The 25,707-nt window shown below is 43.2% G+C and carries 27 protein-coding genes; 8 read left to right on the forward strand and 19 right to left on the reverse strand.

The window, feature by feature from the left end; translation table 11 throughout:
• Nucleotide 1 precedes the first annotated feature (1 nt).
• The 7 genes from HMPREF9624_RS10445 to HMPREF9624_RS10475 all read right to left on the reverse strand — a co-directional run bounded on the left by HMPREF9624_RS10445 (nt 2) and on the right by HMPREF9624_RS10475 (nt 4,362).
• The gene (locus HMPREF9624_RS10445) at nt 2–490 is read right to left on the reverse strand and encodes an ATP synthase F0 subunit B (RefSeq protein WP_009537720.1); all 489 of its coding nucleotides are present in this window, start codon (nt 488–490) and stop codon (nt 2–4) included.
• 36 nt (nt 491–526) lie between these two features.
• Nucleotides 527–742, reverse strand: coding sequence for an ATP synthase F0 subunit C (gene atpE, locus HMPREF9624_RS10450; protein ID WP_009535206.1), 216 nt, complete (start codon nt 740–742; stop codon nt 527–529).
• A 165-nt stretch (nt 743–907) separates the two neighbouring features.
• Nucleotides 908–1,594 (reverse strand): F0F1 ATP synthase subunit A, encoded by a 687-nt coding sequence (locus HMPREF9624_RS10455; protein WP_009427848.1) that lies wholly within the window; start codon nt 1,592–1,594, stop codon nt 908–910.
• 202 nt (nt 1,595–1,796) lie between these two features.
• Nucleotides 1,797–2,930, reverse strand: a complete 1,134-nt coding sequence (locus HMPREF9624_RS10460) for an SH3 domain-containing protein (protein WP_009537721.1) — start codon at nt 2,928–2,930, stop codon at nt 1,797–1,799.
• A gap of 119 nt (nt 2,931–3,049) precedes the next feature.
• A complete protein-coding gene (locus HMPREF9624_RS10465; RefSeq protein ID WP_009428860.1) occupies nt 3,050–3,235 on the reverse strand; it encodes a hypothetical protein in 186 nt (61 codons plus the stop codon).
• A 313-nt stretch (nt 3,236–3,548) separates the two neighbouring features.
• Nucleotides 3,549–4,115: a signal peptidase I gene (gene lepB / locus HMPREF9624_RS10470; RefSeq protein WP_009537722.1), complete on the reverse strand. Its 567-nt coding sequence runs from the start codon at nt 4,113–4,115 to the stop codon at nt 3,549–3,551.
• Entirely contained in the window at nt 4,108–4,362 is a 255-nt protein-coding gene (locus HMPREF9624_RS10475; RefSeq protein ID WP_009537723.1) for a hypothetical protein, read from the reverse strand. The genes lepB and HMPREF9624_RS10475 overlap by 8 nt, the downstream gene beginning before the upstream one ends.
• A 253-nt stretch (nt 4,363–4,615) precedes the next feature.
• Between HMPREF9624_RS10475 and xth the strand changes: the two genes are divergently transcribed.
• Genes xth through HMPREF9624_RS10490 form a run of 3 tightly spaced genes read left to right on the forward strand, consistent with a single transcriptional unit; the run spans nt 4,616 to nt 7,390 of the window.
• Nucleotides 4,616–5,371, forward strand: coding sequence for an exodeoxyribonuclease III (gene xth, locus HMPREF9624_RS10480; RefSeq protein ID WP_009537724.1), 756 nt, complete (start codon nt 4,616–4,618; stop codon nt 5,369–5,371).
• 16 nt (nt 5,372–5,387) lie between these two features.
• The gene (locus HMPREF9624_RS10485) at nt 5,388–6,182 is read left to right on the forward strand and encodes a phosphatase (RefSeq protein ID WP_009537725.1); all 795 of its coding nucleotides are present in this window, start codon (nt 5,388–5,390) and stop codon (nt 6,180–6,182) included.
• Between the two features lie 23 nt (nt 6,183–6,205).
• The gene (locus HMPREF9624_RS10490) at nt 6,206–7,390 is read left to right on the forward strand and encodes a M20 metallopeptidase family protein (RefSeq protein WP_009537726.1); all 1,185 of its coding nucleotides are present in this window, start codon (nt 6,206–6,208) and stop codon (nt 7,388–7,390) included.
• A 4-nt stretch (nt 7,391–7,394) separates the two neighbouring features.
• On the opposite strand, the gene HMPREF9624_RS10495 is transcribed toward HMPREF9624_RS10490, so the two are convergent.
• The 5 genes from HMPREF9624_RS10495 to HMPREF9624_RS10515 all read right to left on the reverse strand — a co-directional run bounded on the left by HMPREF9624_RS10495 (nt 7,395) and on the right by HMPREF9624_RS10515 (nt 13,004).
• Nucleotides 7,395–8,693, reverse strand: a complete 1,299-nt coding sequence (locus HMPREF9624_RS10495; protein ID WP_009427986.1) for a UDP-N-acetylglucosamine 1-carboxyvinyltransferase — start codon at nt 8,691–8,693, stop codon at nt 7,395–7,397.
• A 204-nt stretch (nt 8,694–8,897) separates the two neighbouring features.
• Complete coding sequence (locus HMPREF9624_RS10500) at nt 8,898–9,896, reverse strand: helix-turn-helix domain-containing protein (protein ID WP_009537727.1); 999 nt, start codon at nt 9,894–9,896, stop codon at nt 8,898–8,900.
• A 179-nt stretch (nt 9,897–10,075) separates the two neighbouring features.
• Nucleotides 10,076–10,963, reverse strand: a complete 888-nt coding sequence (locus HMPREF9624_RS10505) for a YitT family protein (protein WP_009537728.1) — start codon at nt 10,961–10,963, stop codon at nt 10,076–10,078.
• A 22-nt stretch (nt 10,964–10,985) separates the two neighbouring features.
• Complete coding sequence (gene murC / locus HMPREF9624_RS10510; RefSeq protein ID WP_009537729.1) at nt 10,986–12,398, reverse strand: UDP-N-acetylmuramate--L-alanine ligase; 1,413 nt, start codon at nt 12,396–12,398, stop codon at nt 10,986–10,988.
• Nucleotides 12,399–12,509: 111 nt separating this feature from the next.
• Nucleotides 12,510–13,004 carry a QueT transporter family protein gene (locus HMPREF9624_RS10515; RefSeq protein WP_009537730.1) on the reverse strand — a complete coding sequence of 165 codons (495 nt, stop codon included), beginning with the start codon at nt 13,002–13,004 and terminating at the stop codon, nt 12,510–12,512.
• 297 nt (nt 13,005–13,301) lie between these two features.
• Here HMPREF9624_RS10515 and HMPREF9624_RS10520 point away from each other — a divergent pair, with 297 nt between their 5' ends.
• Nucleotides 13,302–13,808 carry a GNAT family N-acetyltransferase gene (locus HMPREF9624_RS10520; RefSeq protein ID WP_009537731.1) on the forward strand — a complete coding sequence of 169 codons (507 nt, stop codon included), beginning with the start codon at nt 13,302–13,304 and terminating at the stop codon, nt 13,806–13,808.
• Between the two features lie 41 nt (nt 13,809–13,849).
• Here the strand turns inward: HMPREF9624_RS10520 and HMPREF9624_RS10525 are convergent, their stop codons facing one another.
• Nucleotides 13,850–16,168 (reverse strand): ATP-dependent helicase, encoded by a 2,319-nt coding sequence (locus HMPREF9624_RS10525; RefSeq protein WP_036595106.1) that lies wholly within the window; start codon nt 16,166–16,168, stop codon nt 13,850–13,852.
• Nucleotides 16,169–16,489: 321 nt separating this feature from the next.
• Here HMPREF9624_RS10525 and HMPREF9624_RS10530 point away from each other — a divergent pair, with 321 nt between their 5' ends.
• Genes HMPREF9624_RS10530 through dtd form a run of 3 tightly spaced genes read left to right on the forward strand, consistent with a single transcriptional unit; the run spans nt 16,490 to nt 17,745 of the window.
• The gene (locus tag HMPREF9624_RS10530; RefSeq protein WP_009537733.1) at nt 16,490–17,110 is read left to right on the forward strand and encodes a DUF1836 domain-containing protein; all 621 of its coding nucleotides are present in this window, start codon (nt 16,490–16,492) and stop codon (nt 17,108–17,110) included.
• A 1-nt stretch (nt 17,111) separates the two neighbouring features.
• Nucleotides 17,112–17,288 (forward strand): DUF4250 domain-containing protein, encoded by a 177-nt coding sequence (locus HMPREF9624_RS11670; protein ID WP_009537734.1) that lies wholly within the window; start codon nt 17,112–17,114, stop codon nt 17,286–17,288.
• A gap of 10 nt (nt 17,289–17,298) precedes the next feature.
• Nucleotides 17,299–17,745 (forward strand): D-aminoacyl-tRNA deacylase, encoded by a 447-nt coding sequence (gene dtd / locus HMPREF9624_RS10535; RefSeq protein ID WP_009537735.1) that lies wholly within the window; start codon nt 17,299–17,301, stop codon nt 17,743–17,745.
• Nucleotides 17,746–17,887: 142 nt separating this feature from the next.
• Here the strand turns inward: dtd and HMPREF9624_RS10540 are convergent, their stop codons facing one another.
• The 3 genes from HMPREF9624_RS10540 to HMPREF9624_RS10550 form a co-directional block, all read right to left on the reverse strand.
• Nucleotides 17,888–18,754, reverse strand: a complete 867-nt coding sequence (locus HMPREF9624_RS10540) for a hypothetical protein (protein ID WP_009537736.1) — start codon at nt 18,752–18,754, stop codon at nt 17,888–17,890.
• A 73-nt stretch (nt 18,755–18,827) separates the two neighbouring features.
• A complete protein-coding gene (locus HMPREF9624_RS10545) occupies nt 18,828–20,099 on the reverse strand; it encodes a replication-associated recombination protein A (protein ID WP_009537737.1) in 1,272 nt (423 codons plus the stop codon).
• Between the two features lie 114 nt (nt 20,100–20,213).
• Nucleotides 20,214–20,600: a VOC family protein gene (locus HMPREF9624_RS10550; RefSeq protein WP_009429151.1), complete on the reverse strand. Its 387-nt coding sequence runs from the start codon at nt 20,598–20,600 to the stop codon at nt 20,214–20,216.
• Nucleotides 20,601–20,834: 234 nt separating this feature from the next.
• Between HMPREF9624_RS10550 and HMPREF9624_RS10555 the strand changes: the two genes are divergently transcribed.
• Nucleotides 20,835–21,737, forward strand: coding sequence for a CAP domain-containing protein (locus tag HMPREF9624_RS10555; RefSeq protein ID WP_009537739.1), 903 nt, complete (start codon nt 20,835–20,837; stop codon nt 21,735–21,737).
• 79 nt (nt 21,738–21,816) lie between these two features.
• Here the strand turns inward: HMPREF9624_RS10555 and HMPREF9624_RS10560 are convergent, their stop codons facing one another.
• The 3 genes from HMPREF9624_RS10560 to HMPREF9624_RS10570 all read right to left on the reverse strand — a co-directional run bounded on the left by HMPREF9624_RS10560 (nt 21,817) and on the right by HMPREF9624_RS10570 (nt 25,671).
• Nucleotides 21,817–22,815, reverse strand: coding sequence for a LacI family DNA-binding transcriptional regulator (locus HMPREF9624_RS10560; protein WP_009537740.1), 999 nt, complete (start codon nt 22,813–22,815; stop codon nt 21,817–21,819).
• A gap of 61 nt (nt 22,816–22,876) precedes the next feature.
• A complete protein-coding gene (locus HMPREF9624_RS10565; RefSeq protein ID WP_009537741.1) occupies nt 22,877–24,271 on the reverse strand; it encodes a glycoside hydrolase family 32 protein in 1,395 nt (464 codons plus the stop codon).
• 86 nt (nt 24,272–24,357) lie between these two features.
• Nucleotides 24,358–25,671 carry an ABC transporter substrate-binding protein gene (locus tag HMPREF9624_RS10570; RefSeq protein ID WP_009429126.1) on the reverse strand — a complete coding sequence of 438 codons (1,314 nt, stop codon included), beginning with the start codon at nt 25,669–25,671 and terminating at the stop codon, nt 24,358–24,360.
• Between the last annotated feature and the right edge of the window lie 36 nt (nt 25,672–25,707).

The raw sequence follows: 25,707 nt of genomic DNA on the forward strand, positions 1-25,707 counted from the left end.
TTTACCCTTTCTTCTCTGCATCCTCTAGGAAAGTGTCGTAAAGCTTCTGGTTATTCTCCACGGAATCCTTGCTCGCCGCAATCTTATAGGCAGCCTTAGCCACAAGCATAGCCACTTCCTCTTCCATCTCGTGCTGCTTTTGCTCTGCCTGCCTCTGTGCCTCTATCTTTGCATCGGCAATAATCTTCGTCGCCTTTTCTCTGGCATTTCCTATAATTTCATCATACTCGCTCGTTGCCTGCAATCTGGTCTTCTCGAGCTTTTCCTGGCGTTCCGCGTCAACCTGCGCCATGGTATCTTCATACTGCTTCTTTAAGGCGTTGGCCTTCTGATTTGCTTCTTCCGCTTCTCTATAGGAGTTATCCAACTCATTCTGTCTAGCTGCAAGAATTTCCCGAACCGGCTTAAACAAAAAGCGATACAGAAAAAACACCAGCACAAGAACGTTAATCACGGTAAAAATAAAAGTTCTTAAATCAAGGCTTAGCATCCTCTTCCTCCTTAGCTTAGCAATTTCCTCCGAAGTTTACTTTAAGAAGAGAATAATCATTAAGCCGATAACGAATCCGTAGATTGCCGTTGCCTCTGCGAGGGCACATCCCAAAAGTAAAATGGTCATAATCTTGGAACTGGCCTCCGGCTGCCTTGCTACCGCCTCTGTAGCCTTTCCGGTTGCGAGACCGATGGATAAACCTGCTCCGATACATGCCAATGCTGCAATTGCTGCTCCGATTGCTGTCATAATTCACACTCCTCTTCTGTCGCCTTTGCGACCTACTCTGTTTCTTTCTCTTTGAAACACACTACTTAACTCTTAAAATTCTTTTTATTCTATCTTCTTACTTTATTGCTTTTTCTCTACAATTTGCCCTTAACCCGGATTGCCCCGGTATATCCTTTTTTCCCCTTACTCCACAGCTTCCGCAATATAAAGCGAAGTCAAGAACACAAAGACATAGGCCTGTATCAATCCGTCAAAAACATCAAAATACAAAGACAAAATAGCGGGAACTCCCACGGGAACCACCAAGGTTACCAGTTCCATAATAACAAATGCGCCCAAGACATTTCCGAATAAACGCATGCATAGGGAAAGCGGTCGGATAAAAATTTCCAAAATATTGATAGGCGTAAGGATTGCCATAGGCTTTGCAAAACGTTTCATCCATCCCCCAAGCCCAAAAGCCCTGATTCCGGCCGCTTCCACTAAAACGATACTCATCACGGCAAGAGCTGCCGGAATATTTAAGTCTTTTGTGGGCGGTTTCATGCCGAAAATACCGGTCAAATTCACAAAACCGATAAAGAGTAAAACGGATGCCATATACGTGCTGTACTCCGTCGCTTCCTCTCCGAGAGTCCCTTTTGTAAACGCATCCAGCTTTGTCACAATCAATTCCGCAATCTGTTGTCTTCTTCCCGGATTTCGAACGCGCAGATTTCTCCCTAAAAGAAAGGCAGCCAAAATCAGGATTGCCATCACAATCCAAGTCACGAAAACCGACTCTGATACGGGAATCCCCCCGAAAAGCGGTATCGTAAAGGCGGTCTCCACATTTAACTCCTCCAAGAGAGACCGTGCAAGCTTTTCCATTTTCTTCCCCCTTCCTGCTCTAAAATTACTTTTGACATTATAGGCTCATTCTTTCGTAATGCAAAGCATTTTTATTAAAGTATAAAAATTTAATAAAAGGAGTTATGAAAAAGGAAATTCACGGCATTCAAGTAAATCTCTCTTTCACAACTCCCTCTTCAATTTAAGAAAGCATGACATTCTTTATTCTTTATTTAAGTCCTTACGGTGCAACCGTCAAAGTCGTAGATCCATCTCTGTTACTTGCGCTGCTTGAACTCTGTTCCGTATTCGACTTCGTTGTGGACGCCGCTGTTGTCTCTACTGTTTCACTGCGCACATACTGTTTCGCAACATAGGCTTCCTGCCCATTATAGTTAATGCTAATCCACTCATCATTGTAATCCGATTTGAAATCCACTTCCGTTCCGGCTTCCAAAACCGTAAGTACCTCCGAATCCGTAGTACTCGGCTTCGTTCTCACTCTGACTCCCGTAGTAACAAAGTAGCGCTTTGCCGCTTCCGTACTTTCCTCCGTGCTGCTCTCCGTTTCGATGCTTTCCGCAGTTTCCGCCGTAGTGCTCACAGCAGCTGTTGTCATTACCGGAGTCTTTCTCTTCGGAAAGGCAATCATGCGGATAATGAGAACAACAACCAGTAAAATGGCAACCGGTAAAGCAATCTTTAAAATGTTGTATAAATCAATTTCCTGACCGGCAGTCTTTCTTCCCTTTCTTTGTACACTTCCGCTCCGCCCGCTCACTCTTCGCTTTACGTTGCCGCTTCTCTGCCCTGCCACAGTTCTTCCGGAAGCGGAAGACGCCTTCGCGGTTCTTCCGTTGTTTCTTCGAATCGGAATCCCTAAACCGCCGTCATCCTCTTCTTGTGCGATAGTGCTGCTTACCCTTCTTTCACTATATCCGTCTGTACGAAGACGAGGAGCCTCTTCTCCGTAAGAGTTCGGATTGACTCTCGGAGCGGTGCTCTCTTCTCTTCTCCCCTCCTGGTTCTCATCTACATAAGAGGAAAGCGCATCTCGAAGCATGGAGAAAGAGTCGTTGGCATCCTGTGCGGAGGTTTCATTCCCGAGTTCGGCAAGCTCACCGAAAGCACGAATTCCATGATAGGTATCTCGCGCCTGTGCAGAAATAACTCCGCCCTCAAAAAGCTGATTGATGTCCCCTTCCAAACTACTGGATACCATAAGGGCTTGATCAATCTGCATTCTGACCAACAGAGTTAAAATTTCTTTATCTAAAATAACAGCTTCTTTATATTGTCCATTAAGCAAAAAATTCTGCACATCCGAGAGCTGTACTCGGATCTCCCCCCAAACAGTATTCTCTCTCTCTGCCATACTTCCTCCTTTTGCTTTCACATTCATCAGTAGTATACCCAGAATGCGAACGTTCTTCAAGGAAGAAATATAAAATATCTGCTTCTATACACAATTTTTAAATCTTCTGTTATTTTCTTCTATGCAATTTCCCAGCGACCTGAAACTTTGCCTGCAAAAGGGCCCGGATTCAGTCTGGAATAAATCTTTTCTATCCCCGAATCATCGATTAAAGCAATACAAAACATATTGATGGCCTTTCCTTCATAGAACTTTCCGTCTGTAAGACCATCCCGAAAACTATCTCCAACATACTGCAATTTCATAAACTACTCCCTTACTCTCCCTATACTTCCCGGAGCTTTCTTTTTCTGAGGGGGCGGTTCCCTCCGGCCCCCTCTTACAACTTGGTTTGTTTCTTGATTTTATGAGAATTATTAATTACAAATATATTATCGCAAAATTTTTCAAAAAAATAAGTATTTATTTTGCACAAAAAAAACCGAAAAAAAGAGAGTTTATTAGACGTAAATGTCTTCTCTCTTTTTCACGGTTTAAGTAGCCCTACTAATACAGAGCCTGCATATTCCTTATTCTGTTTATTCAGGTCTTGGAAAGTTAAAATTTTCCGTAACTTCCTTATAGAGAGGATCTCCTTAAAATCGTAATGACCTTTCCCTTAATCTGCTTTTTATGGATTGCGCCGAAAGCGCGGCTATCCTTAGCTCCGGAACGCATATCCGCCATTAGGAAATATTCATCCGTCCCCAAAGTAATCGGGTATTTTACCGTTTCATTTTCATAGGGTTTGGTTTCAAAAAATATGCTGTCCTCTACTTGGGTATTCCCGTTAATCTTCAGTCCGCCTTCTTCAGGAATCTCTATGACATCTCCGGGTTGACCGATTACTCGCCCTACATACTGTTTCCCCTCTACCTGATAGACCAGAACATCGGAAGGAAATATTTTATTTTCCAGTCGGTAATACAGCATAAGGTCTCCTGCACTGAGCTTCGGCTTCATGTCATCATTTTTCATCGGTGCAATTCCGAAAATCACGAAGAACATAATATACACCAAGGCGGCCATCAGTGCCAGATGTGTCAGGAAAGAGGAAATATCCGAGACTTGTCTGTAATATCCTCTTCTTTTCCGAATGACATCCAGAGGAAGAACGGCCTTTTTCCCTTTTTCTTTCTTAGCCATTTTCCGTTCCCTCCGAAGTAGGGGATTTCAGTTCAGAGAGTCTCTTCTCCAGCTCGGCAATCTTCTCTTCTTTTTCCTTTATTCTTGCTTCATAGGATACTTCCTGCACATAAAAAACGGAGCGGTACTCTGCGTCCAAGTCCTCCAATTTTTTCCATACCGAGGTCGGTTTCAATCCGAAAAATCCCTTTTTAAAGCGTATTTTCTTAATATACTCCGCTACTTCTTCCAGTGTTTTTGATGCCATTTCTCCATCCTTTCCCTATTCTTTTTCCAATACAGCATCTCATTCCCTTTCATTCTTCAGTATAGCTGTATCACTTTAATTTGAACAGATGCGACTCTTGATTCAATCCTGTCCTGTCTCCGTCTTGCCTAATCTGTTGTTTCGATATAAGATAAGCCAAAGTTACTGATAAGGAATAGTTTATTAACTATAGTATTCCTTTCGACATAAAATAGGATTTCCTTAAACGACTGTGTTTATAGAAAGGATTATAATGAAAAAACTGATTTCATGGAATGTAAACGGCTTGCGTGCGGTAATGGGTAAAAATTTTATGGAAGACTTCCGGAAGCTCGATGCCGACATTTTCTGCCTGCAAGAAACCAAGTTACAGGCAGGACAAATCGAGCTGGATTTGCCGGGCTATTTTCAATATTGGAACTATGCGGTGAAAAAGGGATATTCCGGAACTGCTATATTTACAAAAGAAGAGCCTCTTTCCGTAAGCTACGGTATAGGTGTAGAAGAGCATGACCAGGAGGGACGCGTTATTACCGCGGAATTTAAGGATTTTTATCTGATCACGGTTTATGTTCCAAACTCCCAGGGGGAATTAAAGCGGCTCCCGTACAGAATGGAGTTTGAAGATGCTTTTTTAAACTATATTTTAAATTTGGAAAAGAAAAAGCCCGTCGTTTACTGCGGAGACTTAAATGTTGCGCATGAAGAAATTGACTTGAAGAATCCGGATACAAACCACTTAAGTGCCGGCTTCTCCGACGAAGAGAGGGCAAAATTCTCCCGCGTACTGGATAACGGCTACCTTGATTCCTTCCGCTATTTTTATCCGGAAAAAGAAGAATACAGCTGGTGGAGCTACCGTACAAAGGCGAGGGAGCGAAATGTAGGTTGGAGAATTGACTACTTCGTCGTTTCCAAACAGCTTGAGAAAAAGCTGCACTCCGCCTCCATCCATACGGAAGTTATGGGCTCCGACCACTGTCCTGTAGAACTCATCCTAGACTTATAATAAAGAGAGGTTTTTTATGCAATTACGATGCGATGTTCATACACATACTTTATACTCCAGGCATGCTTATTCCACAATTTTGGAAAATGTTCATGCAGCTAAGGAAGCCGGCCTGGAGTTGCTCGGATCCACGGATCACTTTTCTTCCATGCTCTATCCGGAATATGAAAATATCCGTCACTACCAGTATCTTTGTGTCAGCCACACCTGGCCCAAAGAAATTGACGGCGTACGTCTTCTGCAAGGGTGTGAAGTTGATATTGTAGATTTGGACGGTCATCTTTTCGGATACGACATTCCTATTGCCAAAAATATCGACGGTGATTTTTACAACGACAAAAAAACGCTTTCTCTTTATGAGAGAGTAACAAGGAAAATGGATTACGTGATTGCTTCGGTCCATAAGCACAGCTTCGCCGATTCCGCAACTCCCTTGGAGTGCACTAAGCTTTATCTGGAAGCTCTACGAAATAAAAAAGTATTGATTCTCGGACACATTGGACGCTCCGGTCTGCCCTTTGAAATTGATCCGGTACTGCTTGCCGCAAAGGAGGCCCATAAACTCATTGAGATTAATGAGCATTCCATGGACAGCGGAAATCACTGCATTGACCGTTGTCGCGCCATTGCCGTACGCTGTGCAGAGTTATCGGTTCCTATTTCCGTTTCCAGTGATGCCCATTTTGCTCTTCGTATCGGCCAACTGGACAAGGTGAAAAAGCTCCTCAGCGAAATTCATTTTCCGGAAGAACTGATTGCCACAAGGTCAAAGGACAGTTTCCTCTCAGCCATGAAGGACGCCGGTCTATAATTTTCATAAAAAGGAGTGTAAGGATGAACAGTTTGGCTTTAGCCACAGAATTCGAAGAGGAATTAATTCGTATGCGCAGGTATTTCCATGCACATCCTGAAGTTTCCTGGGAAGAATGGAATACACAAAAGAAAATAATTGAGATTTTAGAGCAGGAGGGGATTCGTACCCTCACTCCATATAAAACAGCGGTCATTGCCTTTGTTTCCGGAACGAAAGCAGCCGGCAATGGGGATAAGAAGAAAAAGATTCTCGGAATTCGGGCGGATATTGATGCACTCCCCCTTCAGGAAAAAAATTCCTGTTCCTATATTTCCGAAAATGACGGCGTGATGCATGCCTGCGGGCACGATGCGCATACTGCCATTCTCCTGGCCACTGCCATTTTGGCAAATCGGCATAAGGAAGAGTTTTCTTTGGACTTCCACTTTGTTTTCCAACCTGCGGAGGAATTTATCGCTGATAGCGGCGCAGGCTATTTAAAGGATCTTCCCGCCGTAAAAGAATGTGATCGCATGATTGGACTGCATGTTTTTACGGCTTTCGCGCCGGGTATTGCTTCTCTTCCCGTAGGTCCCGTAATGGCTTCTGCTGATACCTTCTCCGTAGAAATCAGGGGAAAGGGCACTCATGCGGCACATCCCGAGCACGGAATTGATCCTATCAGCGTCGGCGTCTCCTTCTGTCAGGCTTTGGAGAGAGTAAAAGCCAGAGAGCTTTCCTCCGTGCGCCCCTCCGTAATCAGTGTGACGGCCTTTGAAGCGCCCAGCAATTTTAACATCATTCCCGAATCCGCCCTCTTAAAAGGTACCTGCCGCGCTTCCGACCCCCATATGCGGGAAGAATATCCGCGCATCTTGAAAAGAATTGCGGATGGTATTGCTTTGGAAACCAGAGCGGAAATTAAGGTGCAGTATTTTCCAGGACCGCCCGTCACCATAAATGACGAAGAAGCGGTACTCACCGGGCAAAAGGCTCTTAAGCATGTATTTCCCAAGGAAAAAATCCAAACTCTTCCCTTTATTACCGGCGGAGAAGATTTCGCAAAGTATGAGAATCCGAAAGCCTTCTTGATTTTGGGGGTAGGAAAAGAAGAGGAGGCCTTACGCTCTCCTCAGCATAGTCCCTACTTCCAGATTGAAGAGTCTGTATTAAAATACGGTGTGGCTTATTTCCTGGAGTACGCAAACTGCTATCAGGCAGAATGAATTTTTAAACAACCTGCAGTCTGAATTTCTTCTGGTCTTTTTCATTTTCCGCAAGGCAAATGTCCGCTCCAAGACCCTGCAATTTTTCTTCAAAGTGTTCATAGCCTCTTTGAATATAGCCGATGTCGTGGACTACCGTGATACCCTGCGCAGCAAGTCCCGCAAGAACAAGAGCCGCTCCCGCGCGAAGATCCAAAGCATTTACCGAAGCGCCGGAGAGGCTCTTTTGTCCTTCGATAACGGAGACATTTCCTTCTACCTTGATGGTTGCTCCCATACGGGTTAATTCGTCGACATATTTAAAGCGATTTTCAAAGATAGACTCCGTAACAACCGCATTTCCCTTCGCCAAGGCCAATGTAGCGGAAATCTGCGGCTGCATATCGGTCGGAAAACCCGGATAGGGCAGGGTCTTTACATCGGTAGACTGCTGCTCCAATTTCCCGATAACCCGAATGCTTTCATCATATTCAATAATCGTATTTCCCATTTCCAGAAGCTTCGCGGAAATGGATTCCATATGCTTCGGAATGACATTCTTAACCAGCACATCTCCCCTGGTAATGGCCGCCGCGCACATAAAGGTTCCGGCTTCAATCTGGTCCGGAATGACGGCATAAGTCGTACCGTGCAGTCTTCGAACCCCTTTGATTCGAATTGTATCCGTTCCGGCACCGCGGATATTGGCCCCCATGCTGTTTAAAAAGTTTGCCACGTCTACAATATGCGGTTCTTTCGCCACATTTTCCACTATGGTTAAGCCCTCCGCCAACGCAGCGGCAAGCATGATATTAATCGTTGCCCCTACAGAAACCACATCCAGATAAATATGACTTCCGATAAGCCCGTCCTCCGCCTTTGCCACCAAATAGCCGTTTTCAATCTCGGCCTTAGTGCCAAGTGCTCTAAATCCCTTTAAATGTTGGTCTATGGGGCGCTGTCCGATAGCGCATCCCCCCGGAAGAGGGACTGTCGCCTCATGGTATTTCCCGAGTAGCGCGCCGATAAAATAATAAGAAGCGCGTATCTTTCGGATATATTCGTCATCAATGCTATGGATATGCAGGTTTTTAGCTTCAATGGCAACAGTGTGTGCATCGATTCTTTGCACATCCGCACCAATCTCCTTCAGCGCTTCCAGCATAACATTTACGTCCCGCACATCGGGTAGGTTCTCAATGGTAACCCTATCTTCCGTAAGCAAAGCGCCGGCCACTATCCCGAGCGCCGCATTCTTTGCTCCTCCTATAACCACTTCTCCGCGAAGAGCTTTTCCTCCCCGCATGATGAATACTTCATCCATATTAGACCTCAACTGTTTTTGTTCTTTTGATTTTGCTCTTTTACTTTTATTGTTTTGAAAAATATACCGTCCGAAATGGCAAAATATAATCCTACTCTATCGCTCCGTTTCTCACTCTTTTTAAACAACAAAAAGGACACTCCCTAGTAGAGTGTCCTGTAATTATAGTGCTTTTTCTTAAAAAGCGCAAGAAATTGCCGATTCCTACTCTTCCGTTTTTTTCAGGCGTATTCTTTGCTGCACTTTTTCCGCCTTTTCTTTTTTAAGCTTCCGTCCCTCTTCCTGCTCCATCTTTCCGGATTCTGCGAGTTCTTTTTTAGGAAAGAGAAAGCTGTCCGCAGCATAGGAAAAGGACTCTTCTCGCCTTTCTTTTTCCGCAAGTTTCGCCTTGGCTTCCGCCGTCTCCTCTTCCAGCCGGCGGATTCTCTCCCTTTCTTTTCTTATTTCTTCCCGGATGCCGCTTCTTCTGGCACGCTCTTCCTCTTCTCTTTTCTTCCTTGTTTCCTTTGTCCACTCATCGAGAAGCCAGCTGCTTTTCTTCTTTCTTCCGCCAATAGCAGCCTTCCATTCCTGCGTCTTATCCGATTCGTTTCCTTCTTTTCCATTTTCAACTTTCGGCACACCGCTCTTAGAGATAGCCTCTAAAGAAGAATAAAAATAAGAATTCTCCGCATCGTCATACTCGCCCTCTTTCCCCGGGTCTTCCTCTTCCGAAGGAGTATTTCCTCCGAAAAGTTCTTCCGCATCAGGTCTTTCCGCCACTTTTTCCATTTGACCGATTCGCGCTATCCAATCATGAAAATCTTTCTCTACAGAAAAAAGAGCTTCTTTCTGCTCCATCTCCCGGAAGCCCTCCTGCAAAGACTCTTCCACCTTTCGAAATATAGCTTCCTTCATTTGCCAAAAGTAGGGATAAAAACGGCTGTAAAGAGGATTAAAGTTTCCGAATAAGAGCGCATCCGGACTCACTTCCAAGACATCGGAAATAGCCAGAAGAAGTTCCAAACTGCAGCCTGTATTGCCTATCTCTATACGAGAAATGGTATTGGTTGTAGCAAAGACCAATTCCGCCAAATCCTTCTGCCGCAAATTTTTTAAAATTCTGTATTTTTTGATCTGTTTTCCAACAAGAGTATAATCCAGCTTTTTACTCTTCCAGTTATACTGTTCCCGTTCCTTTCCCTGTAACTCAGCCCGTCCCATTTCCATTTTCTCCTATAGCCTAAACTCCGGAAATTTTTCCGGCTTTTGTTTCTCTTATCAGCTATAGTAGCTTGCTTGTCTCATCGGAAAGAATAGCGAAAATCGTTGTATTATTTCTCTGTATGTAGATTTATATCGGAATAAAAGCGATTTTTCTTGCGGGAAAAGAAGATTTATCTTTAATCCTCCCCCTGAATCCGGATAAAACGTTCTCCAATTCCGTAAACAGTCACGATAGGGGATACTTCCATAAAGCTTTTGGGATAATGTTCAGCAAGGAAAGAACGAATCAAGGCAGACTGTCTCGGAGACACAATGGAGGAAAGCATCGTCTTATCAGAGTGTGTATACGCCCCCACCACCTTATGAATGGTCACCCCTCTTCCGATTCCCAGGATATACTTTGCAATTTCTTCGCTGTCTGCATTGTCGTAAGGAATAATCTGTGCCTTGTATAACTTTTGACGAAAACCGAAAAGCATGTAATCCATAATATAAATGCAAATCACATGGTTAACCAAAGCATAGAGTGCCACATTCTTACCGAATACAAAGCCCAAAGAAATCAGGATGCTGCCGTCTAAAATCAACATAATACGGCTCAATGCAACATTCTTAAAAATTTTCCGATTCAGAATCCGCGCAACGGTATCCGTTCCGCCGAAGGTTACTCCCGCACGAAGGACCAGTCCGGAACCAAAACCGTAAAATAGAGAAAAATAAATACAAACGAGAAACATTTCTCCCTGTACGAATACAAAGTGAAACATTCTTGTTAAAACCAGAAGTGTCGGGTAAAGGAAGGATACAAAGATAATCTTCATAAACTCTTCCCGCTTCAGGCAGAAAAATGCCAGAATCAGGATGGTAATGCTGAAGAAGTAGTAAATATAACTGTAGTTAATGCCGGTAAAACTTTGAACCATCTGGGAAATTCCGGTTACCCCGCTGGTGGAAAGCTTATTCGGTATCAAAATGCTGTTCACCGCAAAAGCTGTAATAAAACAGCCCACAATAATCTGCAGATAATTTAAAATTTTCCCCTTGTACTTTTGCAAAGCTCCCATTGTTTTGCTCCCTTTTTCTCGCTCAGCTTCTCCAGTCTTCCGCCTTTTCCGCTCCCGGAAGGCTCAGCAGGTGGTCTCCCACATTCACAATATCTCCCGCTCCCATCGTAATCAAGAGATCCCCCTCCTTGACATGGGAAAGAATGAATTCCTCAATGGACGGAAAGTCCGGAATATAGTAAACATTGGTATTTTGTGACAACATCAACTTTCTAAGATCATCGGAACTGACTCCCACCGTATTTTTTTCTCGTGCTGCATAAATGTCCGCCAATATGATTTCATCCGCCTGGGAGAGAGCCCCCGCAAAATCATCCATCAATGCCAATGTTCGGGAATAGGTATGAGGCTGAAAAACCACCCAGAGTCTCTTATGCACATATTTCTTTGCGGTAGCTATGGTGGCGGCTATTTCCTGCGGATGATGTGCATAATCATCGATAATCGTAAAGCCGTTCAACGTTCCCTTTCTCTGGAATCGACGATCCGTCCCTCCAAAAGAAGCCAACGCGTCTTTTATCGTTTCCAACGGAATGCCGATTGCTCTGGCAACCGCAATGGCAGAAAGAGAATTATAGATATTATGTTCTCCCGTCACTCCAAGAGTCACTTGTCCCCTATCCTCTCCTCTTTCAAAAAGGGTATACGTGGGATGGGCAAAGTGGTCATAAGAAATGAAGTTTGCCGTATAATCCGCATTACTGTGTCCGAAAGTGATAATTTTTCTTCCGGGAAGATTTTCCAGAAAATACTCGGAATGCGGAATATCCTTATTGAAAACCAGGATTCCGTTCTCCGGCAGCTTTTCAATAAACTTTCGGAAAGACTGCCGAATTTCATTGATATCCTTGAAGAAATCCAGGTGGTCTGCCTCAACATTCAAAACAACCTCTATCGTCGGAAAGAAAGAAAGGAAAGAATTGGTGTATTCGCAGGCTTCCGCCAGAAATACGTCGGATTTTCCCACCCTCAGGTTTCCTCCGATATCCTTCATCATTCCCCCCACCGTAATAGTCGGATCCATTTGGGCTTCCAGCAGAATCTCGCCAATCATCGAGGTTGTCGTCGTCTTTCCGTGTGTCCCGGAAACATTGATGGCTTCCTTGTAGTTTTTCATGATTCTGCCCAGAAGCTCTGCACGACTCATTGTGGGAATACCCTGCCGTTTTACCTCTTGCAATTCGGGATTACTTTCTGCAATTGCGGCAGTATAAATGCACAGCTCTATTCCGCTTTTTACATTATCCGGGCTCTGCGGCACGGAAACTTGAATTCCCAAGGACTTTAGATGTTCCGTTAAAGGAGAAGCCTTCATATCCGATCCGCTCACGGTAAAACCGCGGTCATGCAATATTTCCGCAAGACCGCTCATGGAGATTCCTCCAATCCCGATAAAATGCACCCATATGGGTCGATCAAAATGAATATCGTACATATGCCCTCCTGTTAAAAAGGAAATCCCTCTAGGAATAGTAAAAATAGTAAAATTTCCTTCTGTAAATTCCATCGATTGGAAATCCTCGGACCGAACTCAAAGCGGAATCCTCTACTGTGTCCTGAAAATAACTTCTCTTCTGCTCTCCAACGCCAAAAGTAAAATATTTCCCAAAATCCCCACAGCCAGAACCTCTCCCGCTCCCACCGTGGCAAATAAGAAATAATACGCATCCGGTACACCGTATGCATACTGTAATACAAAGGGAACAATGATGGCATTTGCCAAAATAGGCGGAATACAAACCAGCCATTTGCTCACATTTCTAAGCTTATAGCTTAAAATCGCCGCCAAAAGAGTTGCCAAAGTTCCGAAAATCACATCCGGCATAGCCGCTCCCGAAAAGAAGTTTCCGAGAAGACAGCCCAGAGCTAAACCGGGTACTGCGGAAAAACTGAAAAAAGGCAGAATGCAAAGCGCCTCCGCAATACGAAATTGTATTGCTCCAAAACTGATTGGCTTAAAGAGCAGCACCAACGCCACATAAACTGCTGCGATTATGGCAGCCTCCGTCATCATCTTAGTTCTCTTGTCTTGAAAATGCATTTTTTCTCCTTTAGTTTTGTTTTAAGTGTGGAAGGTCTCGAACACACTGGATGAAAAATGGGAAACCGCAAAGCGCCTGTTGCAATGCAAAAGTACCGCTGCAAAACGCCTTTCTTTCCCATTAAGATAACGAAACAGAGTTTAGCACAAAATATAGGAAGAAACAACATGGCAAGTCCTTAGGAAGCGCCGAAAACAGCGGTAAGTCCCGCTTATTCTTCTCTCCGTGCTTTCCCAGACTTGCCTTTTCTCTTGCTTCTTTGCTATGCTATAGAAAAAGCAAATAAGGAGGGTTCTATGTATACGGATGGCCGTTATCTGTTTCGTACAGCGGAAACAGATGACGTAAAGGTACTCTGGGAAATGGAAAAAATTTGTTTCCCTAAAAATGAAGCAAACAGTTTCGAGGATGTTAAAGATCGGGTAGAAAAGGCCACGGAGGATTATTTAATTGCTTTTGACCAAGTGAACGGAAAAATTGCCGGTTACTTAAGCGGGATTCACTCTTCTTCCGATTGTTTCCTGGATAAATTCTTTACTGACGCTTCTCTACACGAAAAAGGCGCTAAGCATTGTTATCTCCTGAGTTTGGAAGTCCTTCCCGAATATCGAGGAAAAGGGATTGCTTCCAAAATTATGGAGCGTTATCTGAAAAGAGAAGAAGAACGCGGCACGGAAAAAGTTTTTCTCACCTGCCATGCTCATTACATTCCTTTTTATGAAGATATGGGCTTTGAGCATATCGGCACTTCGTCGTCCGTATGGGGCGGTGAAACCTGGGAAGATATGGTTTATAGGATCTAATTTACTTTGTTCCAAAAAGAGGGGTCTCCCCCTCTTTTCTTTTACAGCTTCTGTAGTTTGGCAAAGCCTGCCATCATTTTCTTTTGTCCTGCCTTATCGAAAAGAACCGTGACAAGATAATCCTTCTTATCTTCCTCCAGGCTAAGTACCGTACCCTCTCCAAACTTCATGTGTGACACACGGTCTCCCTCTTTATAATCCGGTTTTTCTTTTCCGGCGGATGCAAAGCCTTTCTGCAGGAGCCCCGACTGCTTTAAGCTGTCCAAGCTGCCGAAAACATTTTTCTTCTCTCCCGCTCTTTTTTCTCCGTAGCTGTTTCCTCCGGAAAAACCTCCGCCGCTCCTTCCCTGGTAGGTGAGAATGGAAGACCGGGCGTTGTTTAAGTAGCTGTTATAGTAAGAACGTCCGCTTTCCTCCATAAAGAGCTCCTCTTCCGAACGCTTCGGGGTAAAAAGTAGATTCTTCTCCATCAATTCATCCGAAAGCTCCTCGAAAAAACGACTGATTTTGAAGTACTGGCTCTGTCCGTTTACCATTCTTCTTCTGGCTGAACTGAGATAAAGCTCTTCCTCGGCACGCGTAATTCCCACATAGCAAAGACGTCTTTCCTCTTCCATTTCCTCTTCATTTCCAAAGCTCATGGAACTCGGGAAGAGTCCGTCGCTTAAACCGACTAGAAATACAACGGGAAATTCCAGTCCTTTGGCACCGTGCAGTGTCATCATTGTGATTTTATCTTCCGTTAAATCGCTTCTGTCCAAGTCCGAAAGAAGAGAAACTTCTTCCAGGAAGGCGGAAAGACTTGCCTCTTCTCCATTTTCCCGAATATAAGAAAAAAGCTTGCCCTCCAACTCATGAATATTTTCCATTCGGCTTTCCGCCTCAATGGCTCCTTCGGACTGTAAATCCGCTTCATAGGCCGTATCCTTCAAAATTCGTTCAATAAGTGTATCCAGCGCTTCTTCTTTCCAGCCTTCCACCATTTCCTCAAATTTCTGGATTTCGGATAAGGCCTTTCCGGAAAGTCCTGCAGCCTTTGCAAAAGGAAGAGATTCCATCAGGGAAAAACCGCCCAAATTTACTCCGTAATCCTCCAGTTTGGCAAGACTTGCATCTCCAATCCCCCTTTTCGGAACATTGATGACACGCCGAAATGCCACATCATCTTTGGTATTAACCATCAGTTTCATAAAGGCAAGAATGTCCTTTATCTCTTTACGCTGATAGAAATTAACCCCTCCCACAATCTGATAGGGAATGTTCCAATTGATACATTGTTCCTCAAAAAGACGAGACTGCGCATTGGTTCTGTAAAGAATCGCAAAATTCTTGTACAAGAGTCCTTTCCCCCGTATGGTTTTCACAACCTCTCTGGCCTCTTCTTCTCCGCTCTCATACTCCCTGAATACAACCTTTTTTCCTTCTTTTTTCTCTGTCCAGAGTTTCTTTTCTTTACGACGGGGATTTTCCGCAATGACCGCATTGGCCAAATCGAGAATCGGCGCGGTGGAACGATAATTCTGCTCCAACTTTACAGTATGGCAGGAGGGGAATTGGGACTCAAAGGAAAGGATATTTTCCAAATTTGCTCCACGGAAACGGTAAATGCTCTGATCATCATCCCCCACAACGCAGATGTTCTGATACTTTTTCGCAAGTGCATAAATCAGGCGGAACTGTACATCATTGGTGTCCTGATACTCATCTACCAAGATGTAGCGGAAGCGCTCCTGATACCGGGAAAGCACTTCCGGAAAATCCTGAAACAACTCCAGGGTCTTTAAGAGAAGATCGTCGAAATCCAAGGCATTGTTCTTTTTCATCTTCTCCTCATAAAGAGTGAAGCAATCATAAATCAGCTTACTGATATAATCTCCTTCACTTGCCTTCCGATAGTCCTCTGCATTGCCCCCTCTGTTTTTCGTCTGAGAAATCTGAGACAGCACCGCCCTTTCCCGAAGCGTTTTCGAATCAATTTTTCTCTCTTTTAGAATCTGACGCATAAGGGTACGCTGGTCATCCGTATCATAGATGGAAAAATCCGTTCCGTAACCGAGAAGGGAAATGTCTCTTCTTAAAATCCTTAGACACATGCTGTGAAAGGTGGACACCCAAACTCCGCCGCTCTCTAAAGGAAGGAGCTTTGCTACACGCTCCTGCATTTCCTTGGCGGCTTTATTGGTAAAAGTAATGGCTAAAATATGAGAGGGAAATACCCCTTTCTCCTCAATCAGGTACGCAATCCTATGCGTTAAAACCCTGGTTTTTCCGGACCCCGCACCGGCTAAAACCAAAAGAGGTCCTTCCGTATGGCGTACCGCCTCTGCCTGTTCTTTATTTAAAATGGCCTCTAAATCCATGAAATCCCCTTTCCTCGCGGAAACGCAATCAAGTATCCACGATTCCGCTTCGCACTTATTTTTAACGAGTATCGCTCGTGTAGCGTGCGATATCTCGTTTGGAATAGTACTGCCTCGGTATTGTACCATTTTTAGTTCTTTTGCAAAACCGTTCAAAGTTCATCTCTCCTAAAACTTGCTTTTTTCCTCTAGTCTTCTTTTCTCCCACTCCCCGTTTTTCTCTTATGTCTTATGATGCTGTTCTTCTCCTTGTTAAGCTGTTTTTCTCTTGTTCGGCTGTTTTTCCCTTGTTAAGGTATTTTTCTATGCTATACTTTTTGCATGGACGAAAAATTATTAAAGGAGTTAATAGAATACTTACGTAATTTACATCATGTGCACGGAAATGCCCTTCCTTCTTTAGAGCTCTACATGGATCAGGTCACCGGTTTTATGGATGAACACCTCTCCTCCATGCGGCGCCACAAAGAAGATAAAGCGCTCACCAAAACCATGATTAATAATTATGCCAAAAACAAAATTCTTCCTCCGCCTGTACGGAAACGCTACAACAAGAATCACATGCTAATCTTACTTTTTATTTATTACTACAAAAGCATGCTGAGTCTTTCCGATATCGAAACCATCCTTCGTCCTTTAAATGAAAATTACTTTTACAGCACAAAAAGCCCGCAGCTGAAGGACATTTATGAGGAGATCTTTTCCTTTGCCAATATAGAGATGCAAAATGTCATGGCGGATGTGGAGGAAAGCTTTGAAAAGGCCAAAAACTCCTTCTCGGAAAAGGATCCCCTTTTTGAAAACCTACCCGAAGAGGAACGACAGGACTTGCAAAAATTTTGTACCCTGAGCTTACTGGCCTTTGATGTCTATTTGAAGAAACAGTTGATTGAAAAAATCGTAGATGACATGGCCAAAAAACAGGAAAGGAAGAAGAAATAAAATGAGTCTGCCCAAAGACCCCATGATTCTCCTCAGCTTTGTGAACACGAAGCTCCGAGATGAATTTACCGACTTGGAAGAGTTCTGCAAGGAAGAGGACATCTCTATAGAGTCCCTAAAAGAACAGCTGGAAAGCATCGGTTTTCAATATAATGAAACAATCCGTCAGTTTAAGTAAGGAGTAGATTATGCGTTGTTTAGTACAAAGAGTTCTTTCCGCCTCGGTTTCCGTTTCAGGCGAAAGTTTGGGGCGTATCGAGAGAGGATATCTCATTCTTTTGGGTGTCAATAATCAGGATACGGAAGCCGTAGCCGATAAGATGCTGAAAAAAATTCTGGATGCCCGCCTCTTCGAGGATGAAAACGGAAAGACCAATCTTTCCATAAGAGACATCTCCGGCTCACTCCTTATCGTAAGCCAGTTCACGCTCTATGCGGATACCAGAAAAGGAAATCGTCCGAGCTTTATTCAGGCCGGAGACCCTGCACATGCAAATGCCCTCTATGAATATTTTCTACAGAAAGCGGAAGAAGCAGGCATTCCGACAGCGCACGGACAATTCGGGGCCGATATGAAGGTAAGCCTTGTGAATGACGGGCCCTTTACCATCATGTATGACAGTGATGTGACATAGTGCATTGTAAAAGCGAGGGTTCTTTTCTTGTCCAAGATGGAAAGCCCTGCAATTTGCAAGCAAGATTGGTTCTGAACAAAAAAGGAGACAGCGAGATTGTTCGCTGCCTCCTTTTTTAAGTCCCGATTATAGGACAAAAATCTTACTCTACCACTTTAATTGCTTCCGCAAGAGAAGCTCTGGCCTTCAGAGAGGTGCTGTAGCTTACCTCTACCGTTTTCCCCTTATTGGCTTCCGCCTCTTTTAAAAGTTCGTCATTTCCATTCGTTGTAAAGCGGAAGGAATGTGTATCGTCTCCCTTTAAGGTAAAGATATCCCCATCTATGGTCTCGATTGTTCCCTTAACCCTTAAGGTATCCGCTGCTTCGTCATCCAGACTGTCTTCCGTAATCGTATAGAAGGCAAGAGGATTGTTGTTTAAATCCCCAAGATAGTAAACACTGATTTCCGATCCTACTTTTAATCCGTCCTTCGTCAAATCGGTCTCAAAGCTTGCCCTTTGGAAGGTGACGGTATCACCGTACTTCTTTCCTTCCGTATTCTCTCCCTCCAAAGCTGCTGCACGGAAGTCGGGGATTTCCTTTACGGAAAGGCTGGTATCCGTTACCGCGGTAATCTCTCCGTAGAAATTCTGTTCATCATTAAAATCTTCCACTGTGAACTCATAGGGAACGGAAACCGTGACTTTTTTCACCTTCATTCCGTCCTGCGGTTCTGTACCCTCATAGCCGATTTCTATCTCATCTCCGGGCATCAACTCCCAGTTCTTATCCAGAGTGGCACCGGTCACATCGAAGTTCATCACCTTTCCGTCGCCGGTTTCTACAGTCAGTTTTCCGTTTTCAAGCTTCTGCACGGTAGCACTTAAACTGTTCTCCGTCAAAGCCTCGGAGCTTGGTTCTTCCTGAACCGCTTGTGTTGTATTCTTTGTATCTTCCGCTTTCTTTCCGCATGCCGTAGCAAAAAGCATCAGCCCTGCCAGGCAAAACCATATCGTCGTCTTCTTCATATCCATTCCTCCTCTATTGCTGTATACCCTATCCTAACATGAACTCTATAAAATAAATTTGCCTTTTTCTGTATTATTTCTTAAAGTCTTCCTCATAAAAACGGTAATCTTTAATTTCCGCAGGCAAATATTGCTGTTCAACGAAATGTCCCGGATAGTCATGAGGATATTTATAGCCTATTCCCCTTCCGAGCTTTTCATGCCCGCTGTAATGCGCATCTCTAAGGTAAGAAGGAATTTCCAAATTCCCCCTCTTTCTAACTACCTCATTGGCCGCAAAAATCGCCTTCACCGCGGCATTGGACTTCTTTGCCGTCGCAACATAGCAGGCCGCCTGGGTAAGAATAATCTGTGCCTCCGGCATTCCCACCCGCTCCACCGCAAGAGAAGCACTCACGGCAAGAACAAGTGCCTGCGGGTCCGCATTTCCCACATCCTCCGAAGCGCAAATCATAATTCTTCTTGCTATAAAGCGAATGTCCTCTCCGGATTCGAGCATTTTCGCAAGATAATACACCGTAGCATCGGGATCGCTTCCCCGCATGGATTTAATAAAGGCGGAAATCGTATCGTAGTGCTCCGAACTGTCATCATAGCGAAGAAGCTTCTTTTGCAAACATTCGCCGATATTTTCTTTACTAAGGCGGATAACGCCGTCGGAATCGGGATTCGTACTGAGAACGGCAAGCTCCAGCGTGTTTAAAAGCACTCTGGCATCACCCAAAGCATTTTCCAGTAAAAATTCCTTCCCTTCCTCCGAAAGGATCGTCCGAAAATTCCCGAGTCCCCTCTTCTTATCCGACAAGGCCTCATCCGTAAGACGCGACAAAGCCTCCTTCGATAAAGGTTTTAGTTCAAAAAGGCGGGAGCGGGAAAGCAAGGCGGAATTCACCTCAAAATAAGGATTCTCGGTTGTCGCTCCAATGAGAATCACTGTTCCCTCTTCCACAAAGGGGAGCAAATAATCCTGCTGCGCTTTATTAAAGCGATGAATCTCGTCCACAAAAAGTATGGTTTTTCTGCCGTACCCTCCCAGATTCTCCTTTGCGCGACTCACCGCTTCTTCCATATCCTTTTTTCCGGCGGTTGTAGCATTGATTTGGATAAATTCCGCCTTCGTATGGTTTGCAATGAGCTTTGCAAGGGAGGTTTTTCCCGTTCCCGGCGGACCGAAAAAAAGGAGAGATTGTAGCTGGTCTGCACGAATTAAGCGGGAAAGCAATTTATTTTCCCCGATAATGTGCTCCTGACCGACAAACTCTTCCAAATTTCCGGGACGCATCCGCACGGAAAGTGGCGCCATTTTCTCTTGATTTTTCTCTGCCTGATAGCTAAATAAATCCATCTCTCCCCTTCGCATTCCTATTCGGAAGCCGTAAAACCACGCTCTTCCCTTATGCTCTCTGCCCTTCTACTCTTTATGCTTCTACTCTCTATCCGTCTTCTCTCTTTCCTTCTTCTACTGCCATGTAATGGGCTTCGTTCTGTCCGGAATGATTTCAATCCAGTATCCGTCCGGATCTTCAATGAAATAAATGCCCATACCATGATTTTCAAAGCAGATACAGCCCATCTTCTCATGGAGCGCATGGGCAGCTCCCATATCCTCCGTGCGAAGTGCGAGGTGGTACTCCTGCTCCCCGAGATCATAGGGCTCTGTTCTATCCTTCATATACGTTAGCTCCAGACGGAAGTCCGTAGAATCGTCCCCTAAAAAGACAATGATAAAATCATCCCTTTCATTTCTGCTCAGTTCGTGAAGGTCCAGTGCCTCTTCGTAGAATTTCATACTTCTTTCCAAATCCAGTACATTAAAGTTAAAGTGGTTAAATGAGAATGGGCTCATTGTTTCTCCTTTCCTTTTCCGGTGTCCCTTTGGGACACCCGCTTTTCTTTCTCTATGATAATGCTTTTTCTCGCTTTCAGCAATGCCCGCAGAAAAGACCGCTGAGCGCTTCCTTCGGTTTTCCGCCATTTTCCCCTCCCCTTTTATATTTTTTTCTTTTCTGCCGATAGGAAAGGCATGGGAAGGCACTTCTCTTATCCTTCCTTTTTCAATACGGAAATAGGGAGGAATGCAATGAAAAAGAAAATAAGGGAAAAAGCAAGGCTTTTCTGTACGCCGAAGAATCTTATGCATAGCCCGGGAAACTCGCTCTATATCTTATCGGGCTTGCTCTGCACCCTAACAAGCTTCGTCTTTCTTCTTTCCGGAACCGCTAAAGCAGACTGGGTAAGGGGGAATTCTAAAAATGCATGGTGGTATGATCTTGGAAACGGAAATTACTACAAGTCCTCTTGGCAATGGATTGACGGCAATCATGACGGCATTGCAGAGTGTTACTGTTTTGATGAAAATGGATGGATGTTTGAAAATGCCATTACGCCGGATAGGTTTACTGTAAATGAAAACGGGGCTTGGACGGTTGATAACATTGTCCAAACTAAAAGTGCGAATTTGATTTCTCAGAATAATACGAATAACAATACTGACACTGTAAGCAATATAAGCAATAATTTCACAGAAACAAAAAATAATAATCTTAACGAAACAAGAAACAATGAGAAAAATCAAACTATTGAAGATTTTAACGAAAGACAAGACGAATATCGTGCAGATCTTTTAAGAAGAGTGAATAAGCATCGAGATAGACAAGGCTTGAACACTTTAGAGGAAAATGATTACTTACAAGAAATGGCACAGATTAGGGCTGAAGAATTAAGTATTCGGATGTCTCATATTAGACCGAATGGTAAACTAGCTTTGGGATATGGTGTGAGTGGCGAAATTGCTACAAAAGGAGCAAAAACTCCGGGAGATGCTTTTCTTGCTTTTAAGGTAAGCAAACAGCATAATGAAACAATGTTGGATAGAGATTTTTTGACTTTCGGTTCCGGATATTATGTTGATGAGAAGGGAAAGTCTTATTGGATTATTCTTTTTAGCACATCTCCTAAACCGGAAACGCAGAGAAAACAATAAGCCACAAAATCCCCGGGCCAAAACGACTCGGGGATTTATTACATTTTAAAGTTACAGGACAAAACGTGTTGATGGCTTCTCATGTTGAATGACCCGGAATCAGTGTTACCGGGCGGCTTACATCCAGTCCGTCTAACAATCGTTTCTCCAAAAGATCGATCATTAATTTTACTGCCATTCTTCCTTTCTCTGATACATCCTGATAGACAGTCGTTAATCTCGGATAACAATATTTTCCTAAAATATTGCCGTCAAAACCTGCAATGCCGATGTCTTCCGGTATTTTGATTCCCAAATCATGAAAATAATGCATAGCTTCTACTGCAAATGCATCCGCCAGAAAGAAGAACGCGGTTTTTTTTCCTGCAAACCTACTCATCATTTTATAATTTTCATTTCTCCTTTGTTCTGTTTCGTAAAGACAAAGAAAATCATTTGAAAGAAATTCTTTTCCCGCTTCTTTCCATGCCTCTCTATAGCCCAACCAACGCTCGTGATCAACGCCTATATTCTTCCGAGCACATACATAAACTGACTCGTATCCTTTTTCCAGAAGATATTTCGTCATAATATAGCCGCCTTTTTTATCCTGCAGTCCTACATTAACATAATCCGAATTTTCTTTATTAATCAGATCAATAGCAACAATCGGTTTATTTACCAGCGTTTTCAGCTTTATATAGTCCCTGTAGGTGAAAGTAATGGCTATGAGTCCGTCTACATTCCATGCCAATGCCATATGAAAAATCTCTTCTAAGTTTTGCGCTGCATATAGCATCATATAATATCCGGCTTTACGAAGCATTTCTTCCATTGCACCGATGATATGACTGTAAAAAGTGTCTGAAATAGCAGAATTCTCGTAATAACGCGAAGAATGAATAACAACTCCAATGATTTTGGAGCTGTTATTCTTCAAAGCACGAAGCCCTAGTTTGGGAACATAATGGTATTCATCCAAAAGTTTTTGAATCTTTTTTGTATTCTCTTTTGATACTTTCTTTACATTGCCATGTAAAACATTATAGACAGTGGTCATACTTACACCTGCCTGCTCGGCAATCTCTCTTATAATCATCTTTCTGTATCCTTCACGCTTTTTCTTCGCTTAATTGAAGTCATTCTGTGACGAAATCAGTCTAGCTAATGACATCTCCTGTCAATTCATAAATTGCACTTCTCTCAATTTCCAAGTCTCCACCTTCAGCAAAAAGCTTAAGTTGATAAGGTTCTTCCGGAAAAATAAGATTGGAAAAAACCAGTCCTCCATCATTTATAAAGAGTTCTGACTGCGAAACATCCAGAATCAATCTTAGATTTAGATATTCTTTTTCAAAGTCAACTTTCGCTTTATATTTCCCCGGAAAATTTTCATGGGGATTTAGTCCTGTATTCAATCTATCTACAGTGCAGGAACGTTCCTCCTTTGAAAAAAGAATCTCCAATTGTTTGCCCTGTCCTGTTACTGCTCTGATTCCAAACGAGGAAGCACCCATTTTGTTTGTAGGATAATAAAGCTCCAAATCCAATGCCTCCGAGCAATCCTTAAGTGTCCATTCTTCTCCCGCTCCCATTTTCATTTTATGCATTTCTTGCTTATTTTTCCGAAGTGCACACATCTCTTCTATCGGAATCTGCGTCAGATAAAATTTGCTTCCTCTTTTTTTCAATTTTAATTCCCTTATAGAGGACATCTGTCCTTTAAAGGGACTGGTCGGTAAGAAATCCCGATACTGCCAATTATCAGCCCAGGCAATCATCAACCTTCTGTCATCCGGAAGATTATTCCAACTTACACCCGCATAAAAGTCCTTCCCGTAGTCCAGCCAATGCCCTTTCTGCTTTTCCTCATCCGTTCTAAAACTGATTCCATCAAACTCTCCAATAAAATACTTCATTCCGGTACCACCTGCAGGAGAGCCGTTATTTACACTGATGATAAGAATCCATTTTTTTTCTTCGGAGTCCTGTACTTTTAACGGAAAAAGATCCGGGCATTCCCACGTACCGACATGGTCTGACTCAGTCCCGCTAAAAGAAGATATCTGTTTCCAATGAATCAGGTCTTTAGACTCATAAAGAAGGACACAATCCCCTCCGGTAACAATCATCACCCATTTATCTTCATAACGAAAAACTTTAGGATCTCGAAAATCTTTTCTCTCCTCTGTAAGAACCGGATTCTTCTCATATTTTTCCCAGCTTCGTCCCTTATCATAGCTAAAAGCTAATCCCTGGCTTTGCTTTTCTGTTCCCCGCTCACAGTAAGTAAAAAAAGCAGCCAGCCTGTGATTTTCTTCATCTACAACAGCACTTCCCGACCAAATTTGTCCATGTTCATCCGGTGCAATAGCATTGGCAAGTCTCTTCCAATGAATGAGATCTCTACTCACCGCATGTCCCCAGTAGATTTCCTCCTGTATGTTATATTGATGAAACAGGTGATATTCTCCTTCGTAATATACCAAGCCATTCGGATCATTAATAATATATTTTTCTGCCGAAAAGTGAAATTTAGGTCTATATTTTTCCATATGTATACCATCAGGCACTCAAGTTATGAGTGCCTGTCTTTCTCATTTCATTTACATCCTGCTTATTCTTCTCTCTTTTTGTTTTACTATGATTTCTTTAATTCCTTAAAATCAGCCTTTAAGTGAGAAATCATATCGTCAAAACTATATTCTCCGCTAAAATAGCCTTGAAAATCTGCTGCTGCTTTAGGCTCAAACCCGGAAGGAAAGCCTCCCATTACCCATGAAGTTGTTTTTCCGGCATCAATATATCTTTTTACCTCTTGCGAAAGGGGATCGGAAATCTCTATTCCCTCATAATTCTTAAATGCCGGAACAAATCCCAATTCATTCACAACCAGTTGCTTCCCTTCATCTGACTGGAACAGCCAATTCAAGAAATCCTTTGCTGCTACTTTTACTTTTTCGTCAGACTGCTTATTTACACACCAGTGAATGGAAATTCCGACGGAAATACAGTCTTCTTTTACACCCTTTGTCGGAATAGGAAGCATCCCCATCTTATTCGCAGTTTTCTCATCAATCCCTTTTAATTCCGGTCCAATCCAGTTTCCCTGCTGTACAACCGCAATTCGCTCAATAGCAAGGCCTCCACCGATTTCTGTAGAATAATCCACTGCATTCAGCTTCGACAAATCATTTCTTGACGGAGTATATTTTGTCTCAAGATCCAGCAATGCCTTTAAAGAATCTGCATATTTTAATCCCAGTTCATCGGAATTTCTTAGTTCTGTTGCACTTTTATATTCGCAAGACAAAGGAACATTCAAGGTATGAAGCCCGGGAATCCAGGTCTCTTTTGCTGCATAATCTTCCACCGCTTCAAGTTGTGGATACTTATCCTTCAGTTTTCCACTATCAATCTGCTCCTGTAAGTCGGCAAAAGCCTTGTCGATTGCATCGTAACTGGTAAGGGTTGATGCATCAATTCCGGCATCTTTAAATATTTCCTTATTGTATACCAATCCATAACCTTCCACACTGACAGGAAGCCCATATACTTTTCCGTCAACAGTCACATCATCAATACTTCCATCTACTGCATTTTTCACCCATGGTTCTGCGCTTAGATCTTCTACATAATCCATCATGTTTGTAATATTGTCACCCAATGCAAAAATATCAACGGCATTATTTCCCATGAGCTTTGCTTTTAAGTTTGTATTATAGTCATTCCCCTGAATGCTCTCTACATTTATTTTTACATTAGGATGCTCTTTCGTGTATGCGTCAGCTACCTTCTGTAAAGGATCCGCAATTTCCGACTTATTCTGATACAAATTAATCGTTACTGTGTCCCCTTCAGCACTTCCTGCACCGGTTTTACTTCCACACCCGCTCATCATGCCAAGTGTAATTGCCGCAACGAGAAGTACAGCCATCTCTTTTTTCTTCACCATCTTTTCCTCCTTATAATTGAAAAACTATCTTGACAC

Source organism: Oribacterium asaccharolyticum ACB7, assembly GCF_000238075.1.
Lineage (GTDB): Bacteria > Bacillota > Clostridia > Lachnospirales > Lachnospiraceae > Oribacterium > Oribacterium asaccharolyticum.

Coding starts and splice junctions, on each gene's coding strand:
- HMPREF9624_RS11670 (WP_009537734.1), top strand. CDS start 17,112: ATGAGTCTGCCCAAAGACCCCATGATTCTCCTCAGCTTTGTGAACACG.
- HMPREF9624_RS10490 (WP_009537726.1), top strand. CDS start 6,206: ATGAACAGTTTGGCTTTAGCCACAGAATTCGAAGAGGAATTAATTCGT.
- HMPREF9624_RS10545 (WP_009537737.1), bottom strand. CDS start 20,099: ATGGATTTATTTAGCTATCAGGCAGAGAAAAATCAAGAGAAAATGGCG.
- HMPREF9624_RS10460 (WP_009537721.1), bottom strand. CDS start 2,930: ATGGCAGAGAGAGAGAATACTGTTTGGGGGGAGATCCGAGTACAGCTC.
- xth (WP_009537724.1), top strand. CDS start 4,616: ATGAAAAAACTGATTTCATGGAATGTAAACGGCTTGCGTGCGGTAATG.
- HMPREF9624_RS10515 (WP_009537730.1), bottom strand. CDS start 13,004: ATGCATTTTCAAGACAAGAGAACTAAGATGATGACGGAGGCTGCCATA.
- HMPREF9624_RS10525 (WP_036595106.1), bottom strand. CDS start 16,168: ATGGATTTAGAGGCCATTTTAAATAAAGAACAGGCAGAGGCGGTACGC.
- atpE (WP_009535206.1), bottom strand. CDS start 742: ATGACAGCAATCGGAGCAGCAATTGCAGCATTGGCATGTATCGGAGCA.
- HMPREF9624_RS10550 (WP_009429151.1), bottom strand. CDS start 20,600: ATGAGCCCATTCTCATTTAACCACTTTAACTTTAATGTACTGGATTTG.
- HMPREF9624_RS10475 (WP_009537723.1), bottom strand. CDS start 4,362: ATGGCATCAAAAACACTGGAAGAAGTAGCGGAGTATATTAAGAAAATA.
- HMPREF9624_RS10455 (WP_009427848.1), bottom strand. CDS start 1,594: ATGGAAAAGCTTGCACGGTCTCTCTTGGAGGAGTTAAATGTGGAGACC.
- murC (WP_009537729.1), bottom strand. CDS start 12,398: ATGTACGATATTCATTTTGATCGACCCATATGGGTGCATTTTATCGGG.
- HMPREF9624_RS10530 (WP_009537733.1), top strand. CDS start 16,490: ATGGACGAAAAATTATTAAAGGAGTTAATAGAATACTTACGTAATTTA.
- HMPREF9624_RS10560 (WP_009537740.1), bottom strand. CDS start 22,815: ATGATTATAAGAGAGATTGCCGAGCAGGCAGGTGTAAGTATGACCACT.
- lepB (WP_009537722.1), bottom strand. CDS start 4,115: ATGGCTAAGAAAGAAAAAGGGAAAAAGGCCGTTCTTCCTCTGGATGTC.
- HMPREF9624_RS10540 (WP_009537736.1), bottom strand. CDS start 18,754: ATGAAGAAGACGACGATATGGTTTTGCCTGGCAGGGCTGATGCTTTTT.
- HMPREF9624_RS10520 (WP_009537731.1), top strand. CDS start 13,302: ATGTATACGGATGGCCGTTATCTGTTTCGTACAGCGGAAACAGATGAC.
- HMPREF9624_RS10555 (WP_009537739.1), top strand. CDS start 20,835: ATGAAAAAGAAAATAAGGGAAAAAGCAAGGCTTTTCTGTACGCCGAAG.
- HMPREF9624_RS10500 (WP_009537727.1), bottom strand. CDS start 9,896: ATGGGACGGGCTGAGTTACAGGGAAAGGAACGGGAACAGTATAACTGG.
- HMPREF9624_RS10505 (WP_009537728.1), bottom strand. CDS start 10,963: ATGGGAGCTTTGCAAAAGTACAAGGGGAAAATTTTAAATTATCTGCAG.
- HMPREF9624_RS10485 (WP_009537725.1), top strand. CDS start 5,388: ATGCAATTACGATGCGATGTTCATACACATACTTTATACTCCAGGCAT.
- dtd (WP_009537735.1), top strand. CDS start 17,299: ATGCGTTGTTTAGTACAAAGAGTTCTTTCCGCCTCGGTTTCCGTTTCA.
- HMPREF9624_RS10570 (WP_009429126.1), bottom strand. CDS start 25,671: ATGGTGAAGAAAAAAGAGATGGCTGTACTTCTCGTTGCGGCAATTACA.
- HMPREF9624_RS10465 (WP_009428860.1), bottom strand. CDS start 3,235: ATGAAATTGCAGTATGTTGGAGATAGTTTTCGGGATGGTCTTACAGAC.
- HMPREF9624_RS10495 (WP_009427986.1), bottom strand. CDS start 8,693: ATGGATGAAGTATTCATCATGCGGGGAGGAAAAGCTCTTCGCGGAGAA.
- HMPREF9624_RS10445 (WP_009537720.1), bottom strand. CDS start 490: ATGCTAAGCCTTGATTTAAGAACTTTTATTTTTACCGTGATTAACGTT.
- HMPREF9624_RS10565 (WP_009537741.1), bottom strand. CDS start 24,271: ATGGAAAAATATAGACCTAAATTTCACTTTTCGGCAGAAAAATATATT.